We start from the raw sequence: 23,426 nt of genomic DNA, 5'->3' as shown, positions 1-23,426 counted from the left end.
GGGCAGTTCGACGGTTCAACCGGCATTTGCCGCTTCCTGGCCGGGTTAGCCGGCACTTCAGGCGGCGCAACCCGATCTGGGGCATCTGTTGGTTTCATCCAGACGCCAGGGAAGCGATCAGCCGGGCGCGCTATTGCGCCTGGTTGATCGAGGAGGGCGGTTTGCCGGTGCGCTCGATCACCTCGACGCGCCAGTGCGAGGTTCTGTGGCGCGACGCGCACCAGATCGTTGCCAAGCCTACCGATGACCTGCCCAAGGCGTTCGGCTGAAATGGCGGAGGAGGACATCACACCCCTTCCGCCATGATCTCGCGGCCGATCAGCCAGCGGCGGATTTCGCTGGTGCCGGCGCCGATCTCATAGAGCTTGGCGTCGCGCAAAAGCCGGCCGGTCGGGTAGTCGTTGATATAGCCATTGCCGCCAAGCAGTTGGAGGGCGTCGAGCGCCATCTGCGTCGCCTTTTCGGCGGCAAACAAGACGCAGCCGGCGGCGTCCTTGCGGGTGGTCTGGCCGCGATCGCAAGCGGCGGCGACGGCATAGACATAGGCGCGAGCCGCGTTCATCACCGTATACATGTCGGCCAGCTTGCCTTGCACCAACTGGAATTCGCCGATCGGCTGGCCGAACTGCTTGCGCTCGTGCACATAGGGGATCGCCACGTCGAGGCACGCCGCCATCAGGCCGATCGGACCGCCGGCGAGCACAGTGCGTTCATAGTCGAGGCCCGACATCAGCACTTCGACGCCGCGTCCTTCCTCGTGCAGCACATTGTCGAACGGCACCTCGACATCCGAAAAAACCAACTCCCCGGTGTTGGAACCGCGCATGCCGAGCTTGTCGAGTTTTTGCGCCACGGAAAAACCTGCCATCGTCTTCTCGACGATAAAGGCGGTGATGCCGCGCGATTTCCGCTCCGGATCGGTCTTGGCATAGACGACCAGCGTATCGGCGTCCGGCCCGTTGGTGATCCACATCTTGGTGCCGTTGAGCACATAGCGGCCATTGCGCTTGTCGGCGCGCAGTTTGAGCGAGACAACGTCGGAGCCGGCGCCGGATTCCGACATCGCCAGCGCACCGACACGCTCGCCCGAGCACAGCGGCGGCAGGAATCTTTCCTTCTGCGCTGGCGTTGCCCAGCGGTTGATCTGATTGACGCAGAGGTTGGAGTGGGCGCCGTAGGAGAGGCCGACCGAAGCCGAGGCGCGGGAAATTTCTTCCACCGCAATCACGTGGGCGAGATAGCCCATGCCGCTGCCGCCGAAATCGGGATCGGCGGTGATGCCGAGCAGGCCGAGCGCGCCGAGCTCGCGCCACAGATGCGCCGGAAATTCGTTGTCGCGATCGATGTCGCCGGCAATCGGCGCGATCCTGTGCTGGGCGAAGCGGCGCACCAGGTCGCGCAGCGCCTCGATGTCCTCGTCATGCCCGAAGCTGAGCGTGTTCGTGTACATCTCGTTCCTCCCCCGAGTATGACCCCGAAGATCGCTCTCGATCTTCGGGGTCATACTCAAATCAAAGTGTTACAGCGTCCTTTGCGCGCCCGAAGGGACGCTCGGCGCCGTAGGTATCCATCCTCGCGCCAACCAGGCGCATTGTCATTGAAAGATATGTCGTCGTCACTTCAGGGACCGACAGCCGCTCGCCCGGGCGAAACCAGACAATGACGCCGGTCATCATCTGGATCAGCGCCATGGCCGTCAGGCCGGTGTCCTCGATCTTGAAGGCGCCAGCCTCGGCGCCATCGCGCAGGATGGTGCGCAGTTCCTTTTCGTAGGCTGTGCGCATGCGCAGGATCTGTGTCAGCCTGTCAGGCGACAGGCTGCGCAATTCCATGTTCGACACATGCGTGGCGTGCCGGCGTTCGATGTGGAAAGCGATATGATTGCGCACATAGGCGGCGAGCTGGCCCGTCGGATCGGCGCCGGCTGGCCGGGCATGTTCCCAAGCCCCGCGAAGCCCCTCCATGTGTTCGCGCATGAGCGTGAACAGCAGGTCTTCCTTGGTCGGGAAATAGCGGTAGAGCGCGGCCGCCTGGACGCCGACCTCGGCCGCTAGCTGGCGCATCGACATTGCCTCGTAGCCGTAGCGCGCGATCAGGTTCACGGCCGCTTCGCGGACCGCCGCTTCAGTTCGCTCGCCTTCGGATCCCGTGGTGCGCGCCATGATCACCTCATTAAGGCGACAGTAATAAAACGAACGTTCAATTAATTCAAGAGTTGCCAATGAATTCAAATGACGCGCATGCGCCTATGCGACGATCCTGAAGTCTCCAGGCGTGGTCCAGGTCTCGATCACCTCCACCTCGATCCGTGAGACTGAAGCGCCCGCCGGGCCTCGCCAGAGCCGTTCGATCATGGCTGAAACCGCCGCGTCGGCACCGGCAAGCCATGCCGTTACCGAACCGTCTCTTTCGTTGCGCACCCAGCCCACCAATCCAAGCCCGGTCGCTTCGCCTCTCACCCAGATCCTGTAGCCGACGCCTTGCACCTTGCCGTGTACGCTGGCCTGCACTGCCCTTTTCCGATCGTTCATCTCGCGCTCCCTCGCATAGAGTCTGGCGCAGGATCGAGCGAAGGCAACCGGCTTGAATGGAGGATGCAATCAAATTGATGAACCGGTGTCGTCCGAAGATATAGATGACCTGCACCAATAGATAGTTGACTCGGTCAACTTTTTCGCGATGATCCGGCAGCATGGAAATCTTCAGGGGCACTTGCCATGTCAACCGATCGGAATGCCTTGGTCAGCGACCTCAGGTGCTTCAACCGGTTCTATACCTGTCTGATCGGGCTGCTCGACGAAACCTTGACGCACAGCGCCTATACGCTGACCGAGGCGAGGGTGCTGTTCGAACTGGGCCGTCGATCCGGCCATATTGCCGCCACCCCTGAGGGCAAGGCAGGCTTTCTGGCACGAGCGTTTCGAATCGATTTCGGACCAGCAGCGTCCGACATCGGCCAGGAACTCCAGTTGGAGCCGACCTACGTCACCAGAATCCTTCGAAAACTCGCTGCCGCCGGCCTGACGGAAACGCGTGCCGGCCCCGATGCCCCGCGCGGTCGCGTCCCCTCGCTCACCGGCCGCGGCCAAGCCGCGCTTGCCGGGCTCCAGGCGGCAGCGGATCGCGATCTCGCGCGCCTGACCGCGGATCTGGACGACGAGGAAGCCGCCGAGTTGTCGGATATTTTGACACGTGCCCGGTATCTGCTCGGCGGCGCGCCGGAATCCGAGCGCGGTGAACCTCTCTAGTTCCCTCGTGCGGCCGCCAGTGCGCCAGGCAACTCCTCGGCGAAAATATCGAGTTCATGATCAAGACCGACGCTGACGCGGATGCAGCGGTCGAGCCCCGGCGCCATTGGCTTGCGGATGAACACGTCGCGCGACAACAGCCCCTGCAACACTTTCAGCGCGAAGGCGCTGTCATGGCCGCAATCGATGGTGACGAAATTGGTCGCCGAGGCCAGCGGCTTCAACCCGTTCTGCTCGGCGATATCAGCGAGGCGCTGCCGCCCGGCGGCCACCCGCGTCACCACCGTCTCGAGATAGGCCTGGTCGGCAAGCGCCTCGACGCCGGCGATCTGCGCCATGCGGCTGACGCCGTAATGATTGCGGATCTTCTCGAAGTCGCGGATCACCTCTGCCTCCGCCACCGCATAGCCGCAGCGTATCCCGGCAAGCCCGTAAGCCTTTGAAAAGGTTCGCATACGGATGACATTCGGGCGCGAGATATCGATCGGCGGCAAAGCCGAGGCCGGCCCCAATTCGCCATAGGCCTCGTCGAGCACCAGCATGGTGGTCTGCGGCAACGCTTCGATGAAGCGGATCACCTCGTCCGCTTCCCACCAGCTGCCCATCGGATTGTCCGGGTTGGACAGATAGACCAGCGGTGCCTTCTCCTTGACCACCGCCGCGAGCAAACCATCCAGGCTTTCGTGGTCGTTCACGTAAGGGACGGTCACCAGCCGCCCGCCGACGCCGGCGACATGGAAATTGAAGGTCGGATAGGCGCCGAGCGAGGTCACCACGGCATCGCCAGGCGCCACATACATGCGCGCCACCAGGCTGAGCAGCCCGTCTATGCCTTCACCGACAACGACATTCTCGACCGCCACGTCGTGATGCGCGGCAGCCGCGACCTTCAGATCGAAATTGTCGGGATCGCAATACATCCACATGTCGGGGGCGATCCCGGCCATGCGGGCGATGACGCGCGGCGAAGGACCAAAACTGCTCTCATTGGCACCGATGCGGGCACGAAAAGGGCGCCCGCGCTCACGCTCCTGCGCTTCGGGGCCGACAAACGGCACCGTTGAGGGAAGCGCGGCGATGAGCGACGTGAGGGGAGGGCGCTGGTGCATGGCAGAGGCTCGCTTGGAAGACGGACTTCTTGCTAGCGTGACCAGACTGGCCATGCAAGCACCCAGCGGTCCGCAGCCGCAAGGCCGGATTCAGTCGCCTCTTTTGCTGGCGATGCACCATGAACAGTCGACTGCCGCCTGCCTGGTCCAAACACATCAAGCCTGGCCCCGCGCCGAAGCCGAATCTGCCGACGGTTAATTCGCTTTCACGTGCGCAGGCCGATGAAGCGCTGCTGAAACAGGCCTACGCTCTCCAGCAGGCGAAGCGCCTCAAAGAAGCACAGGACCTGTGCCTTCGAGTTCTGTCGCGCACGCCAAATCACCCCGTCGCTCTAACAAACGATCGTACCGGCGACAGGGCTGTTCGGCAGCTATCACCCAGCGTTGTTGCGCAAATGACACGATTTGGCCTCACTCAGAAAGCTCTTGTTGACCATCAGCCCCGCCGCAACCGTTTATTTCCAGCCGAATCCGGCGATCGACGGACGGAATCCAGGGAGGGCCTCGAGTCGATGGAATTGCCCAGAACCGCCGCACCTGGGAAGGCGGCAGCTCTGTACGCTCTTATTTTTCCATATAATGACGCGGGCTTGTTGATTGTGCCGGCGCTTTTCTTTATCCAGCGGCGCAACGGAGAGGTGGCCGAGTGGTCGAAGGCGCTCCCCTGCTAAGGGAGTAGAGGTCAAAAGCTTCTCGTGGGTTCGAATCCCATCCTCTCCGCCATCCTGCTTCGCTCTCCGAGCTTCGCAGGACAAGCTCAACCCTCCATATGAAGCCGGATGCCCTCCGAAACCTCGGCGAAGGAGGGCCGCAAGCCCCTCAGTCGTTACGACATGGGCGTGGGCGATGCCGGCGTGATCACCGGGTCGAACAACGCTCCGGACCACATGGACGGCGATCCCCAGGACACGTATTGGCAGCGCGCTCCTTCGCACTGAAGACCTGGACCGGTCAGGAAACTGAATTCGGTACCTTGAAGACCTACACCGAAAGCCACTTCAACTTCGGCAACTCCGCCATCATGCCGCGATCGCCGGAGAGTTCGCCTCTCGCCTCTCCCCTGACCACGGCGTCGCCTGCCGCCCTGTGGGCAAGGTGCGAAAACACTCAGCGGCGAAGGAGCCAGAGAAATACTCTAGCAGTAAATAGAGCGGGTGGCTTGCGGTATAAAGTTGTAACCTATAATCTTGTCAAAGTTCTGTGATAGTGTTGTCTGGGTAATTTGACCTTGAGGGGGGGCAGGTCCGTGAAGGTATTGGTTTCTGCGGTTCTGCTATGCTGTTCTGTTGCGGCGGCCCAGGCTGGAATGTCAGTTTCAGTGGACTGGGGACCAACCAAAAAGTGCTTCGATAGTAAGTCACCACCTATGAAATTGAGTGGTGTCCCGGCCGGGACGGCCAAGCTTGACATTCGCATGTCTGATTTGGACGCGCCGGATTTCACTCACGGCGGCGGCAGAGTCACATTTTCAGGAAATTCCCTGCCTTACGGTGCATTTTCGTACAGAGGGCCATGTCCTCCATCGCCGCACACCTACCAGTTCACCGTCAAGGCGCTCGATGCCAGCGGCAAAACGGTGGGGACAGCGAAGGCAAGGAAACGCTTCCCGTAAGGGCTCGTATCGGGTGACGCGCCGGTCGAACCCAACTCGCGTCTTGCGCAGCCAATTCGATCAGTGACGAGCGTTTGCCTTGTCGATGAATTCAGCAATTCTCTGGGGCAGGTCGCCGGTCTCCAGGAACGGCGCGTGGCCCTGGCCACTAACGGTGATCGTGTCCATGCCGGGATGGCGCTTTTGCATATCCTCGAGCGTTGCGGCGGAGAGCAGTTTCGACTTGCCACCACGTATGGCAAGCAGCGGGGTGGCCGCCAGCGCATCGAATTGCGGCCATAGATCCGGCAGCGGCTTGCTGAAGTCGACGCCGGCCAAGGTGTCGACCAAGGCCGGATCGAAATCCGGTATCAGCCCGGCGTCCGTTTTGCGATGGATGGCCCCCACCATCCGCGCCCAGTCCGCATGGCTTAGTGCCGGAAAGTCGTCGCCATGGGTGCGCCGTTGCGCATCCAATGCTTCATGGAATGTCTTCGGCTTCAGCGAGCGCTCAAGATAGGAGCGGATGTTGGCAAGGCCTTCGGCTTCGATTGCTGGCCCGATGTCATTGAGCACAATGGCTTTCAGCGCGGCCGGCTTCAATGCCCCGAGCACATGGATGATCAGGCCGCCGCGCGAAGTGCCGATGAAAGCGGCGTGGTCAATGCCAAGTGCTGCGAGCCCGGCAAGGACATCGCCGGCTTCGACACCGACATTATAGTGAGCGATCTCGGGATCGTAGGCCGACATCGCTCGCCCACGATAATCGAAAGCCACGACCTGGCGCGCAGTGTCGGCGCGCTGCGACAGATAGAGCGCAAGATCATGAAAGTCTCGAGCGTTGCGGGTAAGGCCGGGCAGGCAGACCACCGGCCAGTGTCCGGAATTTGCTTCACCGTAGATGCGGGCGTGAAGTCTCAGCCCATCTGGCGCGGCGTAAAAGAAGTCGGAAAAGCCTTCAGCGCTCGACATCTGGACACGCTACCTTCTCGCCGCCGAATCCTCTCTGACTGCTACAGCCGAGGGCGGGGAGCGTCAAATCGGGGCTAGGGTAGCAATCTCCCCCTTGGGGGTCCTTTGGGGGATCGGCAGTTTCGGCTGAGTCGCCTCTCGAGCCGTCGGCTTCCTCAGCTGCGTCCGTTCACCAGATCTCCTACGATGTCGTATTTGCCGGAAATACGCATCTTGTAGACCTCGTAATTCTCCATCACGCGCTGCACGTAACTTCTTGTTTCCGTGTAGGGAATCCGCTCTATCCAGTCCACAACCGCATCGATGTCCTTGCCGCGCGGGTCGCCGTATTTCGCCACCCACTGGCTGGCCCGGTTGGGGCCGGCATTGTAGCCGGCGAAGGTCAGCACATAGGAGCCGTTGAAGCGGTCGAGCTGCTCGCCAAGGAAGGCTGAACCGAGCGTGGCATTGTAGCCGGCATCAGTGGTCAGCCGTGCCTGCGAAAACTGCAATCCGGCCTTCTTCGCCAGTTGCTTGGCGGTTCCCGGCATCAGCTGCAGCAGACCGCGCGCGCCGGCACTTGATACGGCGCCGACGTTGAATTCGCTCTCCTGTCGGGCAATCGCATAGGCCAGCGCCTTGCCCGAGCCGGAAATATTGGCCGAATCAGGGATGACGCCGAGCGGGTGCGACAGCGCACCGACATCAATGCCGCGTGCCCCGGCGATCTTGCCAACCTTCAGCGCCATAAAGTGGTTGTCCTGCTTTTCGGCAAGGAAAGCGAGCAGCGCCAGTTCGCCTGGGCTCGTCAACTGACCGGCAAGGTCGCGATAGAGCGTCTCGGCATAGCGGTCATAGCCCGCCTCCTGCAGCCGCTTGATGGCGCTGACAGCCTCGCGGCCGGCAAAATTCTGCCGGTCGGCGGCACTTGGCGTAGGATAGACGATGTTGAGCGCCTGCCGGCCGACACGCTCAGCGGCAAGTTGGCCGTAAAAGGTCGTGCCGAAAGCGGCGGCGCGCCCAAAATAGTCCTTGGCATTGCCCGGGCCGCCGACTTCCGCCGCGCGGCCGAGCCAGTAATAGGCACGCGACAGCGTCATCGGCCCCTGGGCAAGGTCGACGATGCGCGAAAAATGCGTCGCCGCAAGCTTGGGGTCGTTCAGGCCGCGCAGCGCGTACCAGCCGGCGTGGAACTCGGCCTCGGCCGCATTGGCAGCGCTTTCGGCGGCATGCGTGGCGACAATCTTGTACGCCGTCTTCATGTCGCCCTGGTCGACCAGTTCGCGCGACAGCACCCGGCGCTCGACCCACCAGCCATCCGGATCGACCAGAGCCTCGCGATCCGTCGGCGCCTTCATCACGACGGCAGCGGCGCCGGCAAAATCGTCCTGCTTGCGCAAATATTCCGCTTGCGCGAAGAAATAACCCGCCGAACGCTGGGGTGCCGGCACCGCCTTCAGCAGTTTCAACGCATTCTTGTCGCCTCTGTCGGCTGCTGCCCAGGCCTCGGCAAACTGCTGGGCGCCGGCAAGGCCGGCAATGCGCAGCGCGGAATTCACCCGGTCGGCATAGAACATGCGGTCCATGCGAAAACGGTGGTCGGCGGCGGGGATCAGGCTGCCGAATTCCTTGATCAGCGCCGTCTCGTCCTTGGCTTCCAGGATCGTGGTGCGCCAGAACGGCGACAGCACCGAGCGCGCCGCCTTGGCGTTGCCCGCCGCCACGTAGGCGCGGGCGAGAACCATGACGCCTTCGAATGTCTGCGGTTGGCTGCCATCGAACGCCGCAATGACGATGTCGGCGGCGGGGTTCTCGCGGTAGAGCGCGCGCTCGCTGTTCTTGCGCAGGGCAACCGTGCCCGGCCAGTTGGGCAGCATCTTCGCGGCGGCGGCGATGTCGCCGCTCGGCACCTTGTCGCCGCCATAAAGCGCGATCGCCCAGGCCAGTATGTGCTGGTCGAGCGATTGAGCGGGAAGCGCATCGCGCACGCCGCGAGCGGTGGGAATATCGCCGGCCGCCAGAGCGTCCAGCCCGCTCTTCAACTGCGCGACGCTGGGCGAGGGGACCTGCTGTGCGCTGTCCTGCGGGCTCGGCATCGGAATCGCCGAGGTGACCCGCACATCGACGCTGCCGCTGATCGCCACGCCGGGCATCAGCCCGGCAATGGCGCCAAGCAGTGCGAAGAGGTGAGGCCGACTGGTCGGCATATCTCGTGTCTTTCCCTAATCCAGCATTTTATCAGCAGGCGAAGAAGCCTCGAAGCCTAAACTTAGGTCGTGAAGGGCTCGTAAACAAAAGGTTATCGAGGTCGTTCGAATTGCGCTTGCTGGCACCATGGCAATGCTTGCCGCGCAACCATGTCGAGACTATGGTGCGCCGCTTCGCTTTCGGTTAGAAGGCGCGCACGACAAAAAACACCGATGCATGTCGCCCAAAAGTGGATACCGGTTTTGGGAACAACGACATGCATAACAGAGAAGTCCCAAGGAGTTGGACGACATGCTGAGAGGCTCGCTTACTGCGCTCGTGACACCGTTCGAAAAGAGCGGGCGTTTCGACGAGAAAGCCTTTCGCGCATTTGTCGAATGGCAGCTAGGGGAAGGCACGACTGGTCTGGTCCCGGTGGGCACGACCGGCGAGTCGCCGACGCTGTCGCACGATGAGCACCGCCATGTCATCAAGGTCTGCATCGAGGTGGCCAAGGGTCGCGTCCCGGTCGTCGCCGGCGCCGGTTCCAACAACACCGAAGAAGCGGTCGGGCTTGTACAATATGCCGAGAAGGCCGGCGCGGATGCCGCCCTGGTCGTCACACCCTATTACAACAAGCCGACGCAGCGCGGCCTTTACGAGCACTTCGCCGCTGTCGCCAGGGCGACCAAGCTGCCGATCGTCATCTACAATATTCCACCGCGCTCGGTCATCGACATGAGCCCGGAAACGATGGGCCGGCTGGCGCACGACTTCAAGAACATCGTCGGCGTCAAGGATGCCACCGGCAAGGTCGAGCGTGTCTCCGAGCAGCGCATGACCTGCGGCAAGGATTTCATCCAGCTTTCCGGCGAGGATGCCTCGGCACTCGGCTTCAACGCGCATGGCGGTGTCGGCTGCATTTCGGTGACTTCGAACGTCGCGCCGCGGCTCTGCGCGGAGTTTCAGGAGGCGACCCTGTCCGGTGACAGCGCCAAGGCGCTGGAATTGCAGGACCGCCTGCTGCCATTGCACAAGGCGATCTTTCTCGAACCCGGCGTTTCCGGCGCAAAGTATGCGCTTTGGAAGCTCGGCAAGGTCGAGAACGTGCTTCGGTCGCCGCTTGTCACGGTCGAGGAGTCGACTGCGTTAAAGCTTGACGCGGCATTGAAGCACGCCGGTTTGATTAATTAACGAGCCCGTTTGGAAACTCTACTCCTGCGGCCATCTGAAGGCGCTACCTGCGCTTCCGGTGCTCACGTACTATATGTACGCTCCGCGCCGGTTCTCGGTAGCACCATCATCTGACTCGCAGGAGCGAGTCTCGAAACGGACTCTAGGCGTATGAATCAAGTCAGAAAAGCCGATCCCAACAACAAGACTGTTTCGGAAAATCGCAAGGCGCGGTTTTCCTATGAGGTGCTCGACACGGTCGAGGCCGGCCTTGTGCTGACCGGCACCGAGGTCAAGTCGCTGCGTCAGGGTCAGGCCAACATCCAGGACAGCTACGCCTCGGTCGAGGGCGGCGAGATCTGGCTGATCAATTCCTATCTGCCGGAATATCTGCAGGCCAACCGCTTCAACCATGAGCCGCGCCGGCGCCGCAAACTCCTGCTCAACAAGCGCGAGATGGCCAAGCTGTCGCAAAGCGTCGATCGTGAAGGCATGACGCTGGTACCGCTAAAGATCTATTTCAACGATCAGGGCCGCGCCAAATTGCTGCTCGCTGTCGGCCGTGGCAAGAAATTGCACGACAAGCGCGAGACCGAAAAGCAGCGCGACTGGTCGCGCGAGAAGGGCCGGCTCTTAAAGGAGCGTGGGTGAGAAACATCAGGCGGTAGCCCTGGAAAAGCCAAGTGTTGGCTTTCAAGTTTCGGGTAAGCGAATCCGGCAGATACAGAGGGGATAGCTTTGAAAAACCGGATCATCCTCTGGGGATCGGTCAGTCTGGTTTTTGCAGCGATGGCGGTGGCCGGCGGCTTCTTCTATTTTCACACTTATTCTCCCGACCGTGGCAGATATCCGCTCAGAGGCATCGACGTTTCCCATCATCAGGGCCAGATCGACTGGCAGCGTGTTGCCGCCGACGATGTCGCCTTCACCATCATCAAGGCAACCGAGGGCGGCGATCATGTCGATCGCGCCTTTGCTAAGAATCTGCGTGAGGCTCGCGCGGCCGGCCTCGCTGTCGGCGCCTATCACTTCTTTACTTTCTGCCGGCCCGGTGCCGATCAGGCGAAGAATTTCATCTCGGTCGTGCCGCACGATCAGCCCTTGCTGCCGCCGGTCGTCGACATCGAGTTCGGCGGCAATTGTCCGCAGCGTCCGGCGCCCGAACAGTTGAATGTCGAACTCCAGTCTTTCCTCGGACCCGTCGAGGCGGCGTTCGGCAAGACGGCAATCGTCTATCTGACCGATGAGGCCGAGGCCGCCTATGCCGAGCAGATCGCCGCTCGCCCGCTCTGGCTTCGCTCACTGCTGGTGGAACCGGACCGCCATGACTGGATCTATTGGCAGTACCACAACAGGGGGCACGTCGACGGCATCGTGGGCGATGTGGACCTGAACGTTCTTCAGGGCGGGCAGGAGAAATTGGCGGCGCTGCTAGCATCAGCACATTGAGGCCTGCCGGCCGATGCGCTCGGGGCCGCACGCCCGAACCTGTTTCTTCGCTGGTCGGGCTATGCCGTTGCAAATATTGACGATCCGGCTGCTGCCGGCGAAACCTTTGTCCCATCAATGCCGCCAATCTGAAGCGCGTCCATGCGCTAATCGAGACCGGCAAGGCCAAGGGCAAGATCGTGCTGGAGGGGTTCTGGAGCAATCTAGGGAAAAGTGTGAAGCGGTTTTCCCGGGAAAAGCGCGTAGCGCTTTGCCTTGGGAATTGCGTGATAACAACGACGGCGCGGCGCTATGTCCGCAGAAACGCTGCGATCTCGCTGAACACGTTGACGAACATGGCTTCCGTCAAGACGCCGGTGTTGGTGTTGTAGCGCGAGCAGTGGTAGCTCGAAAACAGCGTGATGCCGCCGGCCGGCAATTGCCCGCCATGCTTGAACGGGTAGGCGGCGACACGCCCGCCCAGCGCGCGCACGGTCGACTGGTGCGCGATCGACCCCAGTGCCAGCACGGCGCGCAGGTTTGGGAACCGGGCAATCGTCGGCACCAGGAATGTCCGGCAGGTGGAGATTTCGGCGCCGACCGGCTTGTTCTCCGGCGGCACGCAGCGCACCGCATTGGTGATCGCGGTACCGACAAGCTCCAGCCCGTCATCGGGCCGCGCCTTGAACTCACCGCGCGCAAAGCCGTGCGCGATCAGCGTCGAGTAGAGCAGGTCGCCGGCATAGTCACCGGTGAAGGGGCGCCCGGTGCGATTGGCGCCGCGCAGGCCGGGCGCCAATCCGACGATCAAAAGCTGAACGGCTTCATCGCCCTCGAGCGGCAAAAAAGTCGGCACCGGCGCGTTGAACCACGATGGCTCGCGCTGTCGCCATTCAGCAATGAAATCATGAAGCCGCGGGCAGAGCGGGCAGTCGCGGTTCGGCTCGGAAACGGAAAGAGCGGTCAACGCGACCGACCTCAGTAGTCGTCCTCGTCGACTTCGGCCGGTTCGGGCCGCCGAACGGGCCGTTCGGAGGGATCGCGGCCGACTTCGCTCTTCAGCGTCGTCAGGTCGATAAAATGGTCGGCTTGGCGGCGCAGGTCGTCGGAAATCATCGGCGGCTGCGAGGCCATGGTCGAGACGATCGACACTTTGCGGCCACGCCGTTGCAGCGCCTCGACCAGAGTGCGGAAGTCGCCGTCGCCGGAGAAGATGACATAGTGGTCGACGACATCGGCGAGTTCCAGCGCATCGACGGTGAGTTCGATGTCCATATTGCCCTTAATCTTGCGGCGGCCGGTCGAGTCGGTGAATTCCTTGGCCGGCTTGGTCACCACCTTGAAGCCGTTATAGTCGAGCCAGTCGATCAGCGGGCGGATCGAGGAGTATTCCTGATCCTCCACCAGCGCCGTGTAATAATAGGCGCGCAGGAGATAGCCGCGCTTCTGGAAGCTCGACAGCAGCTTGCGATAGTCGATGTCGAAGCCGAGCGCCCGCGACGTGGCGTAGAGGTTGGCGCCGTCGATGAACAGCGCGATTTTTTCACGAGGGTCGAACATGGAAAATATTCCTTTTCGAAAAATACGGCCGTCTAAACGAAATGCGGTAGCGACTATCGGTCAGGCTCATAATAAACCGGCTGACCTTCGCCATTCGAGATAACGCCAGTTTGGCGGCAATCCAAGGCGAGATGAGGCAACGCAAGCAATTGTGATCGAGGCATCCGATGCCATGGACGCAACGGCGTTGTGCCTCAATCGGATGTTTGGCCGCAGCATTACGTGCCCAGCAGCGCCGACTTTGGCATGATGCTTGTATTTTGGCGGCGTTCGGGTTATGGACCGCGCCTGTTTTCCATCAAATCCAGGCATGAAAGGGGCAGTCCATGGCCCGCGTAACCGTTGAAGATTGCATCGACAAGGTCGACAACCGCTTCGAGCTGGTGCTTTTGGCCGGCCACCGTGCTCGCCAGATCAGCCAGGGCGCGCAGATCACCGTTCCTCGCGACAACGACAAGAACCCGGTCGTCGCCTTGCGCGAGATCGCTGACGAGACCTTGTCGCCCGACGATCTCAAGGAAGATCTGATCCATTCGCTGCAGAAGCATGTCGAGGTCGACGAGCCCGAAGCCGATGGCGAGGTGATCGCCGACCAGACCGGCGCCGCCGTTGCGGCCGCCGACGCTGATGACGCCGAGGAAAATGTCACGTTCGATCGGATGACCGAGGAGGACCTGCTGGCCGGCATCGAGGGTCTGGTGCCGCCGGAAAAGAGCGACGACTACTAAGCGAGGGCTCTGGACTGCCTGGAATACGTTTCCGGCACTTCCGTATCAGCAGTTTCGTGGCTATCTATGACATGCGCCGTACAGCAGTGCGGCGCATGTTTCATTTCATCGCCGAGAGATTCCGCCCATGATGCGTCAGTATGAGCTTGTCGAGCGCGTCCAGCGCTACAAGCCTGACGTCAACGAGGCGTTGCTCAACAAGGCCTATGTCTATGCCATGCAGAAACATGGTCACCAGAAGCGCGCTTCGGGCGACCCGTATTTCTCGCATCCGCTCGAAGTCGCGGCCATCCTCACCGAAATGCACATGGACGAGGCGACGATCGCAGTCGCCCTGCTACACGACACCATCGAGGACACCACGGCGACGCGGGCCGAGATCGACGATCTGTTTGGCCCCGAAATGGGCAAGCTGGTCGAGGGCCTGACCAAGCTGAAGAAGCTCGATCTCGTCTCGAAGAAGGCCGAGCAGGCGGAAAACCTGCGCAAGCTGCTGCTGGCGATCTCGGAAGATGTCCGCGTGCTGCTGGTCAAGCTCGCCGACCGTCTGCACAACATGCGAACCCTCGACCATATGCCCGAGGCCAAACGCCTGCGCATTGCCGAGGAGACGATGGACATCTACGCGCCGCTGGCCGGGCGCATGGGCATGCAAGGCATGCGCGAGGAACTCGAAGAGATCGCCTTTCGCTTCATCAATCCGGAGGCCTATCGAGCCGTCACTGCCCGGCTCGCCGAGATATTCGAACGCAACAAGGGCGTCCTGACCGACATTGAAAAGGCGCTGTCGGCGCTGTTTGAAAAGCATGCCATCAACGCCGGCGTGAAGAGCCGGCAGAAGAAGCCCTGGTCGGTGTTTCGCAAGATGGAGGCCAAGGCGCTGTCCTTCGAGCAGTTGTCCGACATTTTCGGCTTCCGTGTCGTCGTCGACAGCGTCGAGGACTGCTATCGCGCGCTCGGCGCCATCCACACCACGTGGTCGATGGTACCCGGCCGCTTCAAGGACTACATCTCGACGCCGAAGCAGAACGACTACCGCTCGATCCACACCACCATCGTTGGTCCCTCGCGCCAGCGCGTCGAGTTGCAGATCCGCACCCGCGAGATGAACAAGATCGCCGAATACGGCGTCGCGGCGCACTCGATCTACAAGGACACTGGCGGAAAGACGAATGGCGCCGGCCATGCGATCTCGAAGGAGACCAATGCCTATGCCTGGCTGCGGCGCACCATCGAGCAGCTCGCCGAAGGCGACAATCCCGAGGATTTCCTCGAAAACACCAAGCTGGAACTGTTCCAGGACCAGGTGTTCTGCTTCACGCCGAAAGGCATGCTGATTGCCTTGCCGCGTGGCGCCACGCCGATCGACTTCGCCTATGCGGTGCATACCGATGTCGGCGACACCTGCGTCGGCGCCAAGGTCAATGGCCGCATCATGCCGCTGATGACGGAACTGAAAAATGGCGACGAGGTCGAGATCATCCGCTCCAAGGCCCAGGTGCCGCCGGCGGCTTGGGAATCGGTCGTCGTCACCGGCAAGGCACGCGCCGCCATCCGCCGCGCCACCAAGAACGCCATCCGCAAGCAGTATTCGGGTCTCGGCGCGCGCATTCTGGAACGTGCCTTCGAACGGGCCGGCAAGACTTTTACCAAGGAAAGCCTAAAGCCGGTGCTGCACCGGCTGGCGCGCAAGGACATCGAGGACGTGCTGGCATCCGTCGGCCGTGGCGAACTTGCTTCGACCGACGTCATGAAGGCGGTTTTCCCCGACTACAAGGACGAACGTGTCACGTCGGCAGCGCCCAAGCCGCGCGAGGAGGGCTGGTCGAAGATCCGCAATGCCGCAGGCATGCTGTTCCAGATTCCAGGTCGCGCCGCCCGCAAGGACAAGGACCAGCCGCGCGACGGTGCCGTGCCGATCCGTGGCGTGCGCGGCGACCTGCCGGTGCGCTTCGCGCCGGAAGGCGCAGTGCCGGGCGACCGCATCGTCGGCATCGTCCAGCCGGGCACCGGCATCACCATCTATCCGATCCAGTCGCCGGCGCTGCAGGCCTTCGACGACCAGCCCGAGCGCTGGATCGACGTGCGCTGGGATATTGACGAACGCACCAAGGAACGCTTTCCCGCGCGTGTCTCGGTCACCGCCATCAATGCGCCGGGATCGCTTGCCGATATCGCCCAGGTCGTTGCATCCAACGACGCCAACATCCATACGCTGTCGATGGTGCGCACCGCGCCCGACTTCACCGAAATGCTGATCGATCTCGAAGTCTGGGATCTGAAGCACCTCAACCGGCTGCTGTCGCAGCTCAAGGACAATTCGAGCGTCAGCGACGCGCGGCGTGTGAATGGCTGACATGGCCGATCTGTGAGGGGATAGACGCAGATGAATACCGATGAAGTGCTGGGCATTTTCCGCGAGGCCGGTGCTGTTCTGGAGGGGCATTTCATCCTGACGTCGGGCCTGCGCAGCCCGGTCTTCTTGCAGAAGGCACGGGTGTTCATGCACGCCGACAAGACCGAGCGTCTGTGCAAAGCGCTGGCGACAAAGATCCGCGCCGCGGTGCCAGGCAAGATCGACTATGTCGTCGGCCCGGCGATCGGCGGCCTGATCCCGGCCTACGAAACCTCGCGCCATCTCGGCGTGCCGGCGATCTGGGTGGAGCGGGAAGGGGGCGAGTTCCGCCTGCGCCGTTTCGAGATCGCCAGGGGCGCGCGTGTCGTCATCGTCGAGGATATCGTCACTACCGGCCTGTCGATCCGCGAAACCATTGAATGCCTGCGCGAGCTTGGTGCCGAGGTGGTGGCCGCCGCCTGCATCATCGACCGTTCGGCCGGCAAGACTCATGTCGGGGTGCCGCTGATCGCACTCGCCGAATATGAGGTTCCAGCCTATCCACCGGACCGGCTGCCGCCGGAGCTTGCCGCGATACCGGCGATCAAGCCCGGCAGCCGCAACATCTGACCATGCATGTCGCCCAAAAGTGTGCAGCGGTTTTGGGAGTGACGACATGCATGAAAGCAAATTGCAAATGATCGCCGGTATCGATCATTTCGTGTTGACGGTGGCGTCGCTCGAAGCGACCTGCGCCCTTTACCAGAGCGTGCCGGGCCTTGAGCGCGTCGATACGCCGGGCCGGCCGACAGCGCTGGCTTTTGGCAGCCAGAAGATCAATGTCCACGAAGTCCGCCGCACTTTCGAGCCGAAGGCGAAAGTGCCGAGGGCAGGGTCAGCCGATTTCTGCCTGATCACTGAACGGCCGCTCAACGAAATCCGAACCCGTCTTGAGGCCAGTGGCGTTGCGCTCGTACCGGACCGGTCGAACGCATCGGGGCGCGGGGGCCGATGATGTCTGTCTATTTCCGCGACCCGGACGGCAATTTGGTCGAGGTCAGTCAGTACCTATGGTGATGTCTGAAGCATCCGGCTGCGACAAAAGGCCGACGCCATTCTCAAATTCGCCGCGATTGTCCGGTGTTGGAGACGTGAACCTTACCAAAGATTATGCTGGCGCGGCCGCTGTACAGGTAGCCTTCGGTTGTTGTCGAGGTTGCGGATCGCTATATCAGGGTGGCGATTGCCTTTAGGTAACCGTAAAGCGCAAGATGTGGCGATCGGAGCACGGCTGGAAACGGTCGGCTTGGAAGTTGTAAACCGTAGATTGTCGGGAATAGGAAGAGAGTGCTTTTTCGTCGTCGCAAGCCTGATGGCCTTTTCGAGCGGGTGCGCACCTACCTGTGGCCGCGCCGTTCGTTTTCGCGCTCGCTTCAGTATTTCTCCAAGCGCATCCTGCGGCTGAAGGCCACCCCGCATGCGGTGGCCGCCGGTGTCGCGGCCGGTGTCTTCGCTTCGTTCTTTCCCGTTGGCTTCCATTTCATCATTGCCGCCGTTCTATGCTGGGTGATCGCCGGCAATCTGGTGGCGGCGGCACTCGGGGCTGTTTTCTTCGGCAATCCGCTGACTTTTCCGATTCTGTGGGGCGCATCCTGGGAAACCGGCAAGCTCATCCTGCACGATCGCCTGCCTGCACATGGTCCGCCCGCGCATCTGGGCGAGATGATGCACACGCTTTCTTTCGCGAAACTGTGGCATCCCGTGCTGGAGCCCATGCTGATCGGCGCGGTGCCGCTCGGGCTGGTGTTCGGCCTCCTGTTCTACGGCATCACGCGCTGGGGCATGACTGTCTTTCGCGAGCAAAGGCGCAAGCGGCTGGCAGAGCGCGCGCATCGCCATGCGCAATCGTCCCATCCTGGCGGAAGCGTCGGTTCCGCCGCACAATGATCATCGGCATCGGCAGCGACCTGATCGATATCAGGCGCATAGAGAAATCGCTGGAGCGTCACGGCCAGCGTTTCGTGCAGAGGATTTACACCGAGGTCGAACAGGCGCGTTCTGAGAACCGACGCGCCCGCGCGGCCTCTTATGCCAAGCGCTTCGCCGCCAAGGAGGCCTGCGCCAAGGCGCTGGGCACCGGTTTGGCGCAAGGCGTATTCTGGCGCGACATGGGTGTCGTCAACCTGCCCAGCGGCGCACCGACCATGGCATTGACCGGCGGCGCGTTGGCGCGGCTGCAAAAGATCCTGCCGAAAGGCCATCGGGCGGCGATCCACCTCACCATCACGGATGATTTCCCCCTCGCTCAAGCCTTTGTGATCATCGAGGCGTTGCCCGTCGAAGAAGCGCCACATTGATTGCATCTGACGACCGGCATTGACGTTGCCCAGCGCGCGCCGAGACTCTATACCATCCAACGCACAATCGAGGACGACATGAGCGTGGCTGAAAAATCCCAGAAGAAATCCGGCGGGCTTGGCGAAACCGTCAGCGTCATCGTCCAGGCGCTTTTGCTCGCCCTGGTTATCCGCACTCTGTTGTTCCAACCCTTTTCGATCCCGTCGGGATCGATGCGGCCGACGCTTCTGGAAGGCGACTACCTGTTCGTCACCAAATGGTCCTACGGCTACTCCCGCTATTCACTGCCTTTCGGCCCTGACATTTTCTCGGGTCGCATCTGGGGCTCCGAGCCAAAGCGCGGCGACGTGGTGGTGTTCAAGTTCCCACCGGATCCGTCCGTCGACTACATCAAGCGCGTGGTCGGCCTGCCTGGCGACAAGATCCAGATGAAGAATGGCCAGCTGTTCATCAACGGCGTCGGTGTGCCGCGCGTCAAGACCGGGCAGATCGACAATCCCGACATCACCGAAATGCCTCAGCCGATCGATGTCTATCGGGAAACGCTGCCCAACGGCGTCAGCTACGACACGCTTGACCTCAATCCGAATTCGATCGGCGACAACACGCGTGAATTCGACGTGCCGCCCGGCCACTATTTCATGATGGGCGACAACCGGGACAATTCCGCCGACAGCCGGTTCACCGTCGGCTACGTTCCCGCGGAAAACCTGGTTGGCCGCGCCAACCTTGTCTTCTTCTCTATCGCCGGCAAGGCAAGCCCGCTCGAAATCTGGAAATGGCCGTCGCTGATGCGTGCCTCGCGCCTGTTCCACTTCGTCAATTAAGGATGGCAGCGGCGAAACGCCTGACCGCCGATGCGCTCGCCGAAGCGCTTGTGGAACGCACGGGCCATGCCTTTGCCGACCGCCAGCGTCTGCAGCGTGCGCTGACCCATGCCAGTGCCCGTGGCGCCAATGCCGGCACCGATTATGAGCGTTTCGAGTTTCTCGGCGACCGGGTTCTCGGCCTGGTCGTTGCCGACATGCTGCTGGCCGCGTTTCCCGACGCTGCGGAAGGCGAGTTGTCGCTGCGGCTCAATGCACTGGTCAATGCCGAGGCGCTTTCGGACATTGCCGAGGATATCGGGCTGCCGGAGCTGATCCGCGCCGGATCGGATGTGCGCGGGCTCGAGGGGCGCAAGCGCGTCAATCTGCGTGCAGACGCATTGGAATCGCTGATCGCCGTGCTCTATCTCGACGGTGGGCTGGAGGCGGCGCGCGCCTTTATCCACAGATACTGGCAGCCACGTTCGCAGGCTTCAGGTGCGGCGCGCCGTGACGCCAAGACCGAATTGCAGGAATGGGCGCATCAGGCCGCAAGTGCCGTGCCTGCCTACCAGATCGACAGCCGCGAGGGGCCGGACCACGATCCGCTGTTCACCGTCAGTGTCAAGGTTGGGGCATTTCAGCCGGCGACCGGCAGCGGCCGTTCCAAGCGCGAGGCCGAGCAGGCGGCTGCGGCTGCCCTTCTGTTGCGCGAAGGTGTATGGAACGTGGCATGACGGATATTGAAACTGCTGAAGCCCCTGCCACACATTCCGGCTTCGTCGCGCTGATCGGCGCGCCCAATGCCGGCAAGTCGACGCTGGTCAACCAATTGGTCGGCGCCAAGGTATCGATCGTCACCCATAAGGTTCAGACGACCCGCGCCATCGTGCGCGGCATCGCCACGCATGACAATGCGCAGATCGTCTTTGTCGACACGCCGGGCATCTTCAAGCCCAAGCGGCGCCTCGACACGGCGATGGTCACCACCGCCTGGGGCGGCGCCAAGGATGCCGATATCGTGCTGCTGCTCATCGATGCCGAGCGTGGCATCCGTGGCGACGCCGACGCCATCCTCGAACGGCTGAAGGATGTGCGCCAGCCGATGGCGCTGATCCTCAACAAGGTCGACCGAGTCAAGCACGAGACGCTTCTGGCCCTGTCCGCGGCAGCGAACGAGAAAGTGCCGTTCAAGCGCACCTTCATGGTCTCCGCGCTGACCGGCTCCGGCTGCAAGGACCTGCTCGACTATCTGGCGCAGGCGCTGCCGGCCGGCCCCTGGTATTATCCGGAAGACCAGATCTCGGACTTGCCGATGCGCCAGCTGGCGGCCGAGATCACCCGCGAAAAACTGTATCTGCGGCTGCATCAGGAATTGCCCTATTCCTCGCATATCGAGACCGAGAAATGGGAAGAGAAGCCGGACGGCTCGGTGCGCATCGACCAGACCATCTATGTCGAGCGCGACAGCCAGAAGAAGATCGTGCTCGGCCACAAGGGCGAAACCATCCGCGCCATCGGCCAGGCAGCCCGCATGGAAATAGCAGGCATCCTCGAACAGAAGGTGCACCTCTTCCTGTTCGTCAAGGTACGCGAGAACTGGGGCGACGACCCCGAGCGCTACCGCGAAATGGGCCTCGAATTCCCGCATTAAATGGACGGCAAGCTCACCATCGATACGGCTTTGGTCAGCCGGTTGGTCGCCGCGCAATTCCCCCAGTGGAGGGATCTTGCCGTCAGGCCGGTTGCATCAGGCGGATGGGACAACAGGACCTTTCATCTCGGCGACGAGATGACCGTGCGGCTGCCAAGCGCTGCCGCCTATTCCCTGCAAGTGGAGAAGGAGCATCGCTGGCTGCCGCAGTTGGCGCCGCTTCTGCCCCTGCCCATTCCCGTACCGCTGGCGATGGGCGTTCCTGCGGAGGGCTATCCCTGGCATTGGTCCGTCTATGGCTGGATCGAAGGCGAGACCGCGAGGCGAGAGAACATCGCCGACCTGTCGCAATTCGCGGCTGACCTGGCCGGGTTCCTGATTGCATTGAAACGCATCGAACCGACCGGTGGCCCGGCGCCCGGCCAGCACAACTTCTTCCGAGGCGGACCGCTGAACGTCTATGACGGCGAGACAAGGCAAGCAATCACCACACTCGGCAGCCGTATCGATGGCACTTCGGCGAGTGCCGTGTGGGAAGCAGCCCTTGCCGCGACCTGGCAGGGACCGCCTGTCTGGTTCCATGGTGACGTTGCCTCGGGAAATCTGCTCGTCGAGGACGGCCGCTTGAGCGCCGTGATCGACTTCGGCACCTCCGGTGTCGGCGATCCCTCATGCGACCTCGTGATCGCCTGGACCTTTTTCGAGGGCGAGAGCTGGGAGGTTTTCCGCGCCGACATTGGCGTTGATGATGCGACCTGGGCACGTGGCCGTGGCTGGGCGCTGTGGAAGGCGCTGATCACCGCCGCCGGTCATATAGACAACCCGGTTGAAGTCGAGAAATCCTGGCGCGTCATCGATGCGGTGCTGGCCGATCACAGGCGCAGGACGTGATGTGATTCCTTGATCGTCCTTGTTTCCTGCTCGCCTACGTTTATCGCGTTTGGTTTGAGAAAGCGGTCCCGCACCGGCTCACGGTGAGCAGGCTGCTGTTATAATCGAGAGTGAAACGGCGCTGCCGGCGTGTCTTCGACCACCTTGGCGAGGTTTGGCCGGCCCGGCGGGCGGCATTGCAATTTCCTCGCAATATCGCAGAGCGGAGGATATCGCCTCAGATCTGCTGCACGCAAAATTGCGGTTACTGGGGTGGTGGCACCTACAAGTCCAACGCCAAGACCTCGTTCAACGTCCAGGCTTCGGCTGACGACGACAAGAACATCGCTCTTGCGGCGAACGTCGCCTACACTATCGTCCCCGGCTTCACGATGACGACCGAAGTCGACCGGGATCACTACGGCAACTTCGGCAATCCCTCCATCTATGGCAACTGGTCCAAGGCCGACAAGAAGGACGGCATCGGCGGCATCGTCCGCTTCCAGCGCAACGTCTAATCGATCGACTGACCTTACCAGGCCGCCCGCAGCGTATCGCTGCGGGCGGCTTCTTTATGCGTTGTTGCGGGGAGCCGGCCCAGGCCCATACCTTGATTTCGCCACCCGATCGGTGAAAAGCTCTGGGCATGGAATGGCGCGACGAGGGAATCATTCTCGGCACCCGCAAGCATGGCGAAACCGGCGCCATCCTCGAGGTGATGACGCGCGCGCATGGCCGCCATCTAGGCCTCGTCCGTGGCGGCCGCTCGCGCAAGCAGCAACCCGTTCTCCAGCCCGGCAACCGCGTCGATCTTCTCTGGCGGGCGCGCCTCGACGAGCATCTTGGCACCTTCCAGGCCGAGGCGATCGAGATGAACGCTGCCCGATTGATGGACAGCGCCGTCGCCGTCTACGGGCTGCAGACCATGGCCGCGCATCTGCGCCTGTTGCCCGAGCGCGACGCTCATGAAGCTCTCTACGAGACACTTGCAGTGATGATCGTCCATCTCGACGATGCCGATGCCGCCGGCGAACTGGTGGCGCGCTTCGAACTGCTTGTGCTCGACGAACTCGGTTTTGGCCTCGATCTTAGCCAATGCGCTGCCACTGGCTCGCGGCAGGACCTTGCCTATGTCTCGCCGAAGTCTGGGCGCGCTGTGTCGCGCGAAGCAGGCTTGCCATGGCACGACAAGATGCTGGCGCTGCCGGCCTTTTTGCAGCGCGGCTCCGGCCTGCGCGCCGATCCAGCGGCGGTCGAGGACGCCTTCCGGCTCACCGGCTTCTTCTTTACCCGCCACGTCTATGAGCCGCGTGCCATCGAACAGCCCGATTCCCGCGCCGGCTTCCTTGCCGCGCTGCGCAAGCACTATGCGCGCGGCAAGACTATAGCCGGAGAGAACGCAGCATGAGCGCAAGTCTAGCTCTGTAC

The 23,426-nt window shown here is 62.1% G+C and carries 25 protein-coding genes, 1 tRNA gene and 3 pseudogenes; 21 read left to right on the top strand and 8 right to left on the bottom strand.

What is annotated here, in order from left to right; all coding sequences use genetic code 11:
* Positions 1-26 precede the first annotated feature (26 nt).
* The gene (locus tag HGP13_RS37615) at positions 27-269 is read left to right on the top strand and encodes a hypothetical protein (protein ID WP_210266322.1); all 243 of its coding nucleotides are present in this window, start codon (positions 27-29) and stop codon (positions 267-269) included.
* A gap of 17 nt (positions 270-286) precedes the next feature.
* Here HGP13_RS37615 and HGP13_RS26270 read toward each other — a convergent pair whose 3' ends face one another.
* The 3 genes from HGP13_RS26270 to HGP13_RS26260 all read right to left on the bottom strand — a co-directional run bounded on the left by HGP13_RS26270 (position 287) and on the right by HGP13_RS26260 (position 2,531).
* Positions 287-1,450: an isovaleryl-CoA dehydrogenase gene (locus tag HGP13_RS26270; protein ID WP_172230716.1), complete on the bottom strand. Its 1,164-nt coding sequence runs from the start codon at positions 1,448-1,450 to the stop codon at positions 287-289.
* A gap of 61 nt (positions 1,451-1,511) precedes the next feature.
* Positions 1,512-2,162, bottom strand: coding sequence for a TetR/AcrR family transcriptional regulator (locus HGP13_RS26265; RefSeq protein ID WP_172230713.1), 651 nt, complete (start codon positions 2,160-2,162; stop codon positions 1,512-1,514).
* Positions 2,163-2,246: 84 nt separating this feature from the next.
* On the bottom strand, positions 2,247-2,531 hold the full coding sequence (locus HGP13_RS26260; protein ID WP_172230710.1) for an acylphosphatase: 285 nt from the start codon (positions 2,529-2,531) through the stop codon (positions 2,247-2,249).
* Between the two features lie 207 nt (positions 2,532-2,738).
* Here HGP13_RS26260 and HGP13_RS26255 point away from each other — a divergent pair, with 207 nt between their 5' ends.
* Positions 2,739-3,248, top strand: coding sequence for a MarR family winged helix-turn-helix transcriptional regulator (locus tag HGP13_RS26255; RefSeq protein ID WP_246707127.1), 510 nt, complete (start codon positions 2,739-2,741; stop codon positions 3,246-3,248).
* Here HGP13_RS26255 and HGP13_RS26250 read toward each other — a convergent pair.
* Entirely contained in the window at positions 3,245-4,357 is a 1,113-nt protein-coding gene (locus HGP13_RS26250) for a pyridoxal phosphate-dependent aminotransferase (RefSeq protein ID WP_172230704.1), read from the bottom strand. The two genes, HGP13_RS26255 and HGP13_RS26250, sit on opposite strands and share 4 nt — an antisense overlap.
* Positions 4,358-4,476: 119 nt before the next feature.
* Here HGP13_RS26250 and HGP13_RS38795 point away from each other — a divergent pair, with 119 nt between their 5' ends.
* From HGP13_RS38795 to HGP13_RS26230, 4 genes and pseudogenes are all read left to right on the top strand, one after another.
* Positions 4,477-5,028, top strand: a complete 552-nt coding sequence (locus tag HGP13_RS38795; protein WP_348647089.1) for a hypothetical protein — start codon at positions 4,477-4,479, stop codon at positions 5,026-5,028.
* Positions 4,990-5,080 (top strand) — tRNA-Ser (locus tag HGP13_RS26240). The genes HGP13_RS38795 and HGP13_RS26240 overlap by 39 nt, the downstream gene beginning before the upstream one ends.
* A gap of 56 nt (positions 5,081-5,136) precedes the next feature.
* A pseudogene (locus tag HGP13_RS38060) lies at positions 5,137-5,372 on the top strand (porin); the annotation flags it as partial.
* 291 nt (positions 5,373-5,663) lie between these two features.
* Positions 5,664-5,969, top strand: coding sequence for a phospholipid-binding protein (locus tag HGP13_RS26230; RefSeq protein WP_281411004.1), 306 nt, complete (start codon positions 5,664-5,666; stop codon positions 5,967-5,969).
* Between the two features lie 60 nt (positions 5,970-6,029).
* On the opposite strand, the gene HGP13_RS26225 is transcribed toward HGP13_RS26230, so the two are convergent.
* Positions 6,030-6,920 (bottom strand): alpha/beta hydrolase, encoded by an 891-nt coding sequence (locus tag HGP13_RS26225; protein ID WP_172230701.1) that lies wholly within the window; start codon positions 6,918-6,920, stop codon positions 6,030-6,032.
* A gap of 155 nt (positions 6,921-7,075) precedes the next feature.
* Positions 7,076-9,106 carry a lytic transglycosylase domain-containing protein gene (locus HGP13_RS26220; protein ID WP_172230698.1) on the bottom strand — a complete coding sequence of 677 codons (2,031 nt, stop codon included), beginning with the start codon at positions 9,104-9,106 and terminating at the stop codon, positions 7,076-7,078.
* A 292-nt stretch (positions 9,107-9,398) separates the two neighbouring features.
* Here HGP13_RS26220 and dapA point away from each other — a divergent pair, with 292 nt between their 5' ends.
* The 3 genes from dapA to HGP13_RS26205 all read left to right on the top strand — a co-directional run bounded on the left by dapA (position 9,399) and on the right by HGP13_RS26205 (position 11,708).
* A complete protein-coding gene (dapA, locus tag HGP13_RS26215; protein WP_172230695.1) occupies positions 9,399-10,280 on the top strand; it encodes a 4-hydroxy-tetrahydrodipicolinate synthase in 882 nt (293 codons plus the stop codon).
* Positions 10,281-10,430: 150 nt separating this feature from the next.
* The gene (gene smpB / locus HGP13_RS26210; RefSeq protein WP_172230692.1) at positions 10,431-10,910 is read left to right on the top strand and encodes an SsrA-binding protein SmpB; all 480 of its coding nucleotides are present in this window, start codon (positions 10,431-10,433) and stop codon (positions 10,908-10,910) included.
* A gap of 87 nt (positions 10,911-10,997) precedes the next feature.
* Positions 10,998-11,708 (top strand): GH25 family lysozyme, encoded by a 711-nt coding sequence (locus tag HGP13_RS26205; RefSeq protein ID WP_172230689.1) that lies wholly within the window; start codon positions 10,998-11,000, stop codon positions 11,706-11,708.
* Between the two features lie 289 nt (positions 11,709-11,997).
* On the opposite strand, the gene HGP13_RS26200 is transcribed toward HGP13_RS26205, so the two are convergent.
* A complete protein-coding gene (locus HGP13_RS26200; RefSeq protein WP_172230686.1) occupies positions 11,998-12,654 on the bottom strand; it encodes a uracil-DNA glycosylase in 657 nt (218 codons plus the stop codon).
* Between the two features lie 11 nt (positions 12,655-12,665).
* Positions 12,666-13,247, bottom strand: a complete 582-nt coding sequence (locus tag HGP13_RS26195) for an NYN domain-containing protein (protein ID WP_172230683.1) — start codon at positions 13,245-13,247, stop codon at positions 12,666-12,668.
* A 326-nt stretch (positions 13,248-13,573) separates the two neighbouring features.
* Between HGP13_RS26195 and rpoZ the strand changes: the two genes are divergently transcribed.
* The 12 genes and pseudogenes from rpoZ (at position 13,574) to recO (ending at position 23,406) form a co-directional block, all read left to right on the top strand.
* Entirely contained in the window at positions 13,574-13,975 is a 402-nt protein-coding gene (rpoZ, locus tag HGP13_RS26190) for a DNA-directed RNA polymerase subunit omega (protein ID WP_172230680.1), read from the top strand.
* A gap of 127 nt (positions 13,976-14,102) precedes the next feature.
* A complete protein-coding gene (locus tag HGP13_RS26185) occupies positions 14,103-16,331 on the top strand; it encodes a bifunctional (p)ppGpp synthetase/guanosine-3',5'-bis(diphosphate) 3'-pyrophosphohydrolase (RefSeq protein WP_172230677.1) in 2,229 nt (742 codons plus the stop codon).
* Between the two features lie 30 nt (positions 16,332-16,361).
* Positions 16,362-16,940 (top strand): orotate phosphoribosyltransferase, encoded by a 579-nt coding sequence (pyrE, locus tag HGP13_RS26180; RefSeq protein ID WP_172230674.1) that lies wholly within the window; start codon positions 16,362-16,364, stop codon positions 16,938-16,940.
* 67 nt (positions 16,941-17,007) lie between these two features.
* Positions 17,008-17,387, top strand: a pseudogene (locus HGP13_RS26175) (VOC family protein).
* A 270-nt stretch (positions 17,388-17,657) separates the two neighbouring features.
* Entirely contained in the window at positions 17,658-18,257 is a 600-nt protein-coding gene (locus HGP13_RS26170; protein ID WP_172230671.1) for a DUF2062 domain-containing protein, read from the top strand.
* On the top strand, positions 18,254-18,667 hold the full coding sequence (gene acpS / locus HGP13_RS26165; protein WP_172230668.1) for a holo-ACP synthase: 414 nt from the start codon (positions 18,254-18,256) through the stop codon (positions 18,665-18,667). The genes HGP13_RS26170 and acpS overlap by 4 nt, the downstream gene beginning before the upstream one ends.
* A gap of 78 nt (positions 18,668-18,745) precedes the next feature.
* Complete coding sequence (gene lepB / locus HGP13_RS26160) at positions 18,746-19,495, top strand: signal peptidase I (RefSeq protein ID WP_027045285.1); 750 nt, start codon at positions 18,746-18,748, stop codon at positions 19,493-19,495.
* Between the two features lie 2 nt (positions 19,496-19,497).
* Entirely contained in the window at positions 19,498-20,211 is a 714-nt protein-coding gene (gene rnc, locus HGP13_RS26155; protein ID WP_172230664.1) for a ribonuclease III, read from the top strand.
* Entirely contained in the window at positions 20,196-21,128 is a 933-nt protein-coding gene (gene era, locus HGP13_RS26150) for a GTPase Era (RefSeq protein WP_096456325.1), read from the top strand. Before rnc ends, era begins: the two co-directional genes overlap by 16 nt.
* Positions 21,129-22,019 (top strand): aminoglycoside phosphotransferase family protein, encoded by an 891-nt coding sequence (locus HGP13_RS26145; RefSeq protein ID WP_172230661.1) that lies wholly within the window; start codon positions 21,129-21,131, stop codon positions 22,017-22,019.
* Between the two features lie 248 nt (positions 22,020-22,267).
* Positions 22,268-22,516, top strand: a pseudogene (locus HGP13_RS26140) (porin); the annotation flags it as partial.
* A 128-nt stretch (positions 22,517-22,644) separates the two neighbouring features.
* Positions 22,645-23,406 (top strand): DNA repair protein RecO, encoded by a 762-nt coding sequence (recO, locus tag HGP13_RS26135; RefSeq protein ID WP_172230658.1) that lies wholly within the window; start codon positions 22,645-22,647, stop codon positions 23,404-23,406.
* Positions 23,407-23,426: the final 20 nt, after the last annotated feature.

It is taken from the genome of Mesorhizobium sp. NZP2077 (assembly GCF_013170805.1).
GTDB lineage: Bacteria > Pseudomonadota > Alphaproteobacteria > Rhizobiales > Rhizobiaceae > Mesorhizobium.
This window is presented reverse-complemented; position numbering and strand designations above follow the sequence as displayed.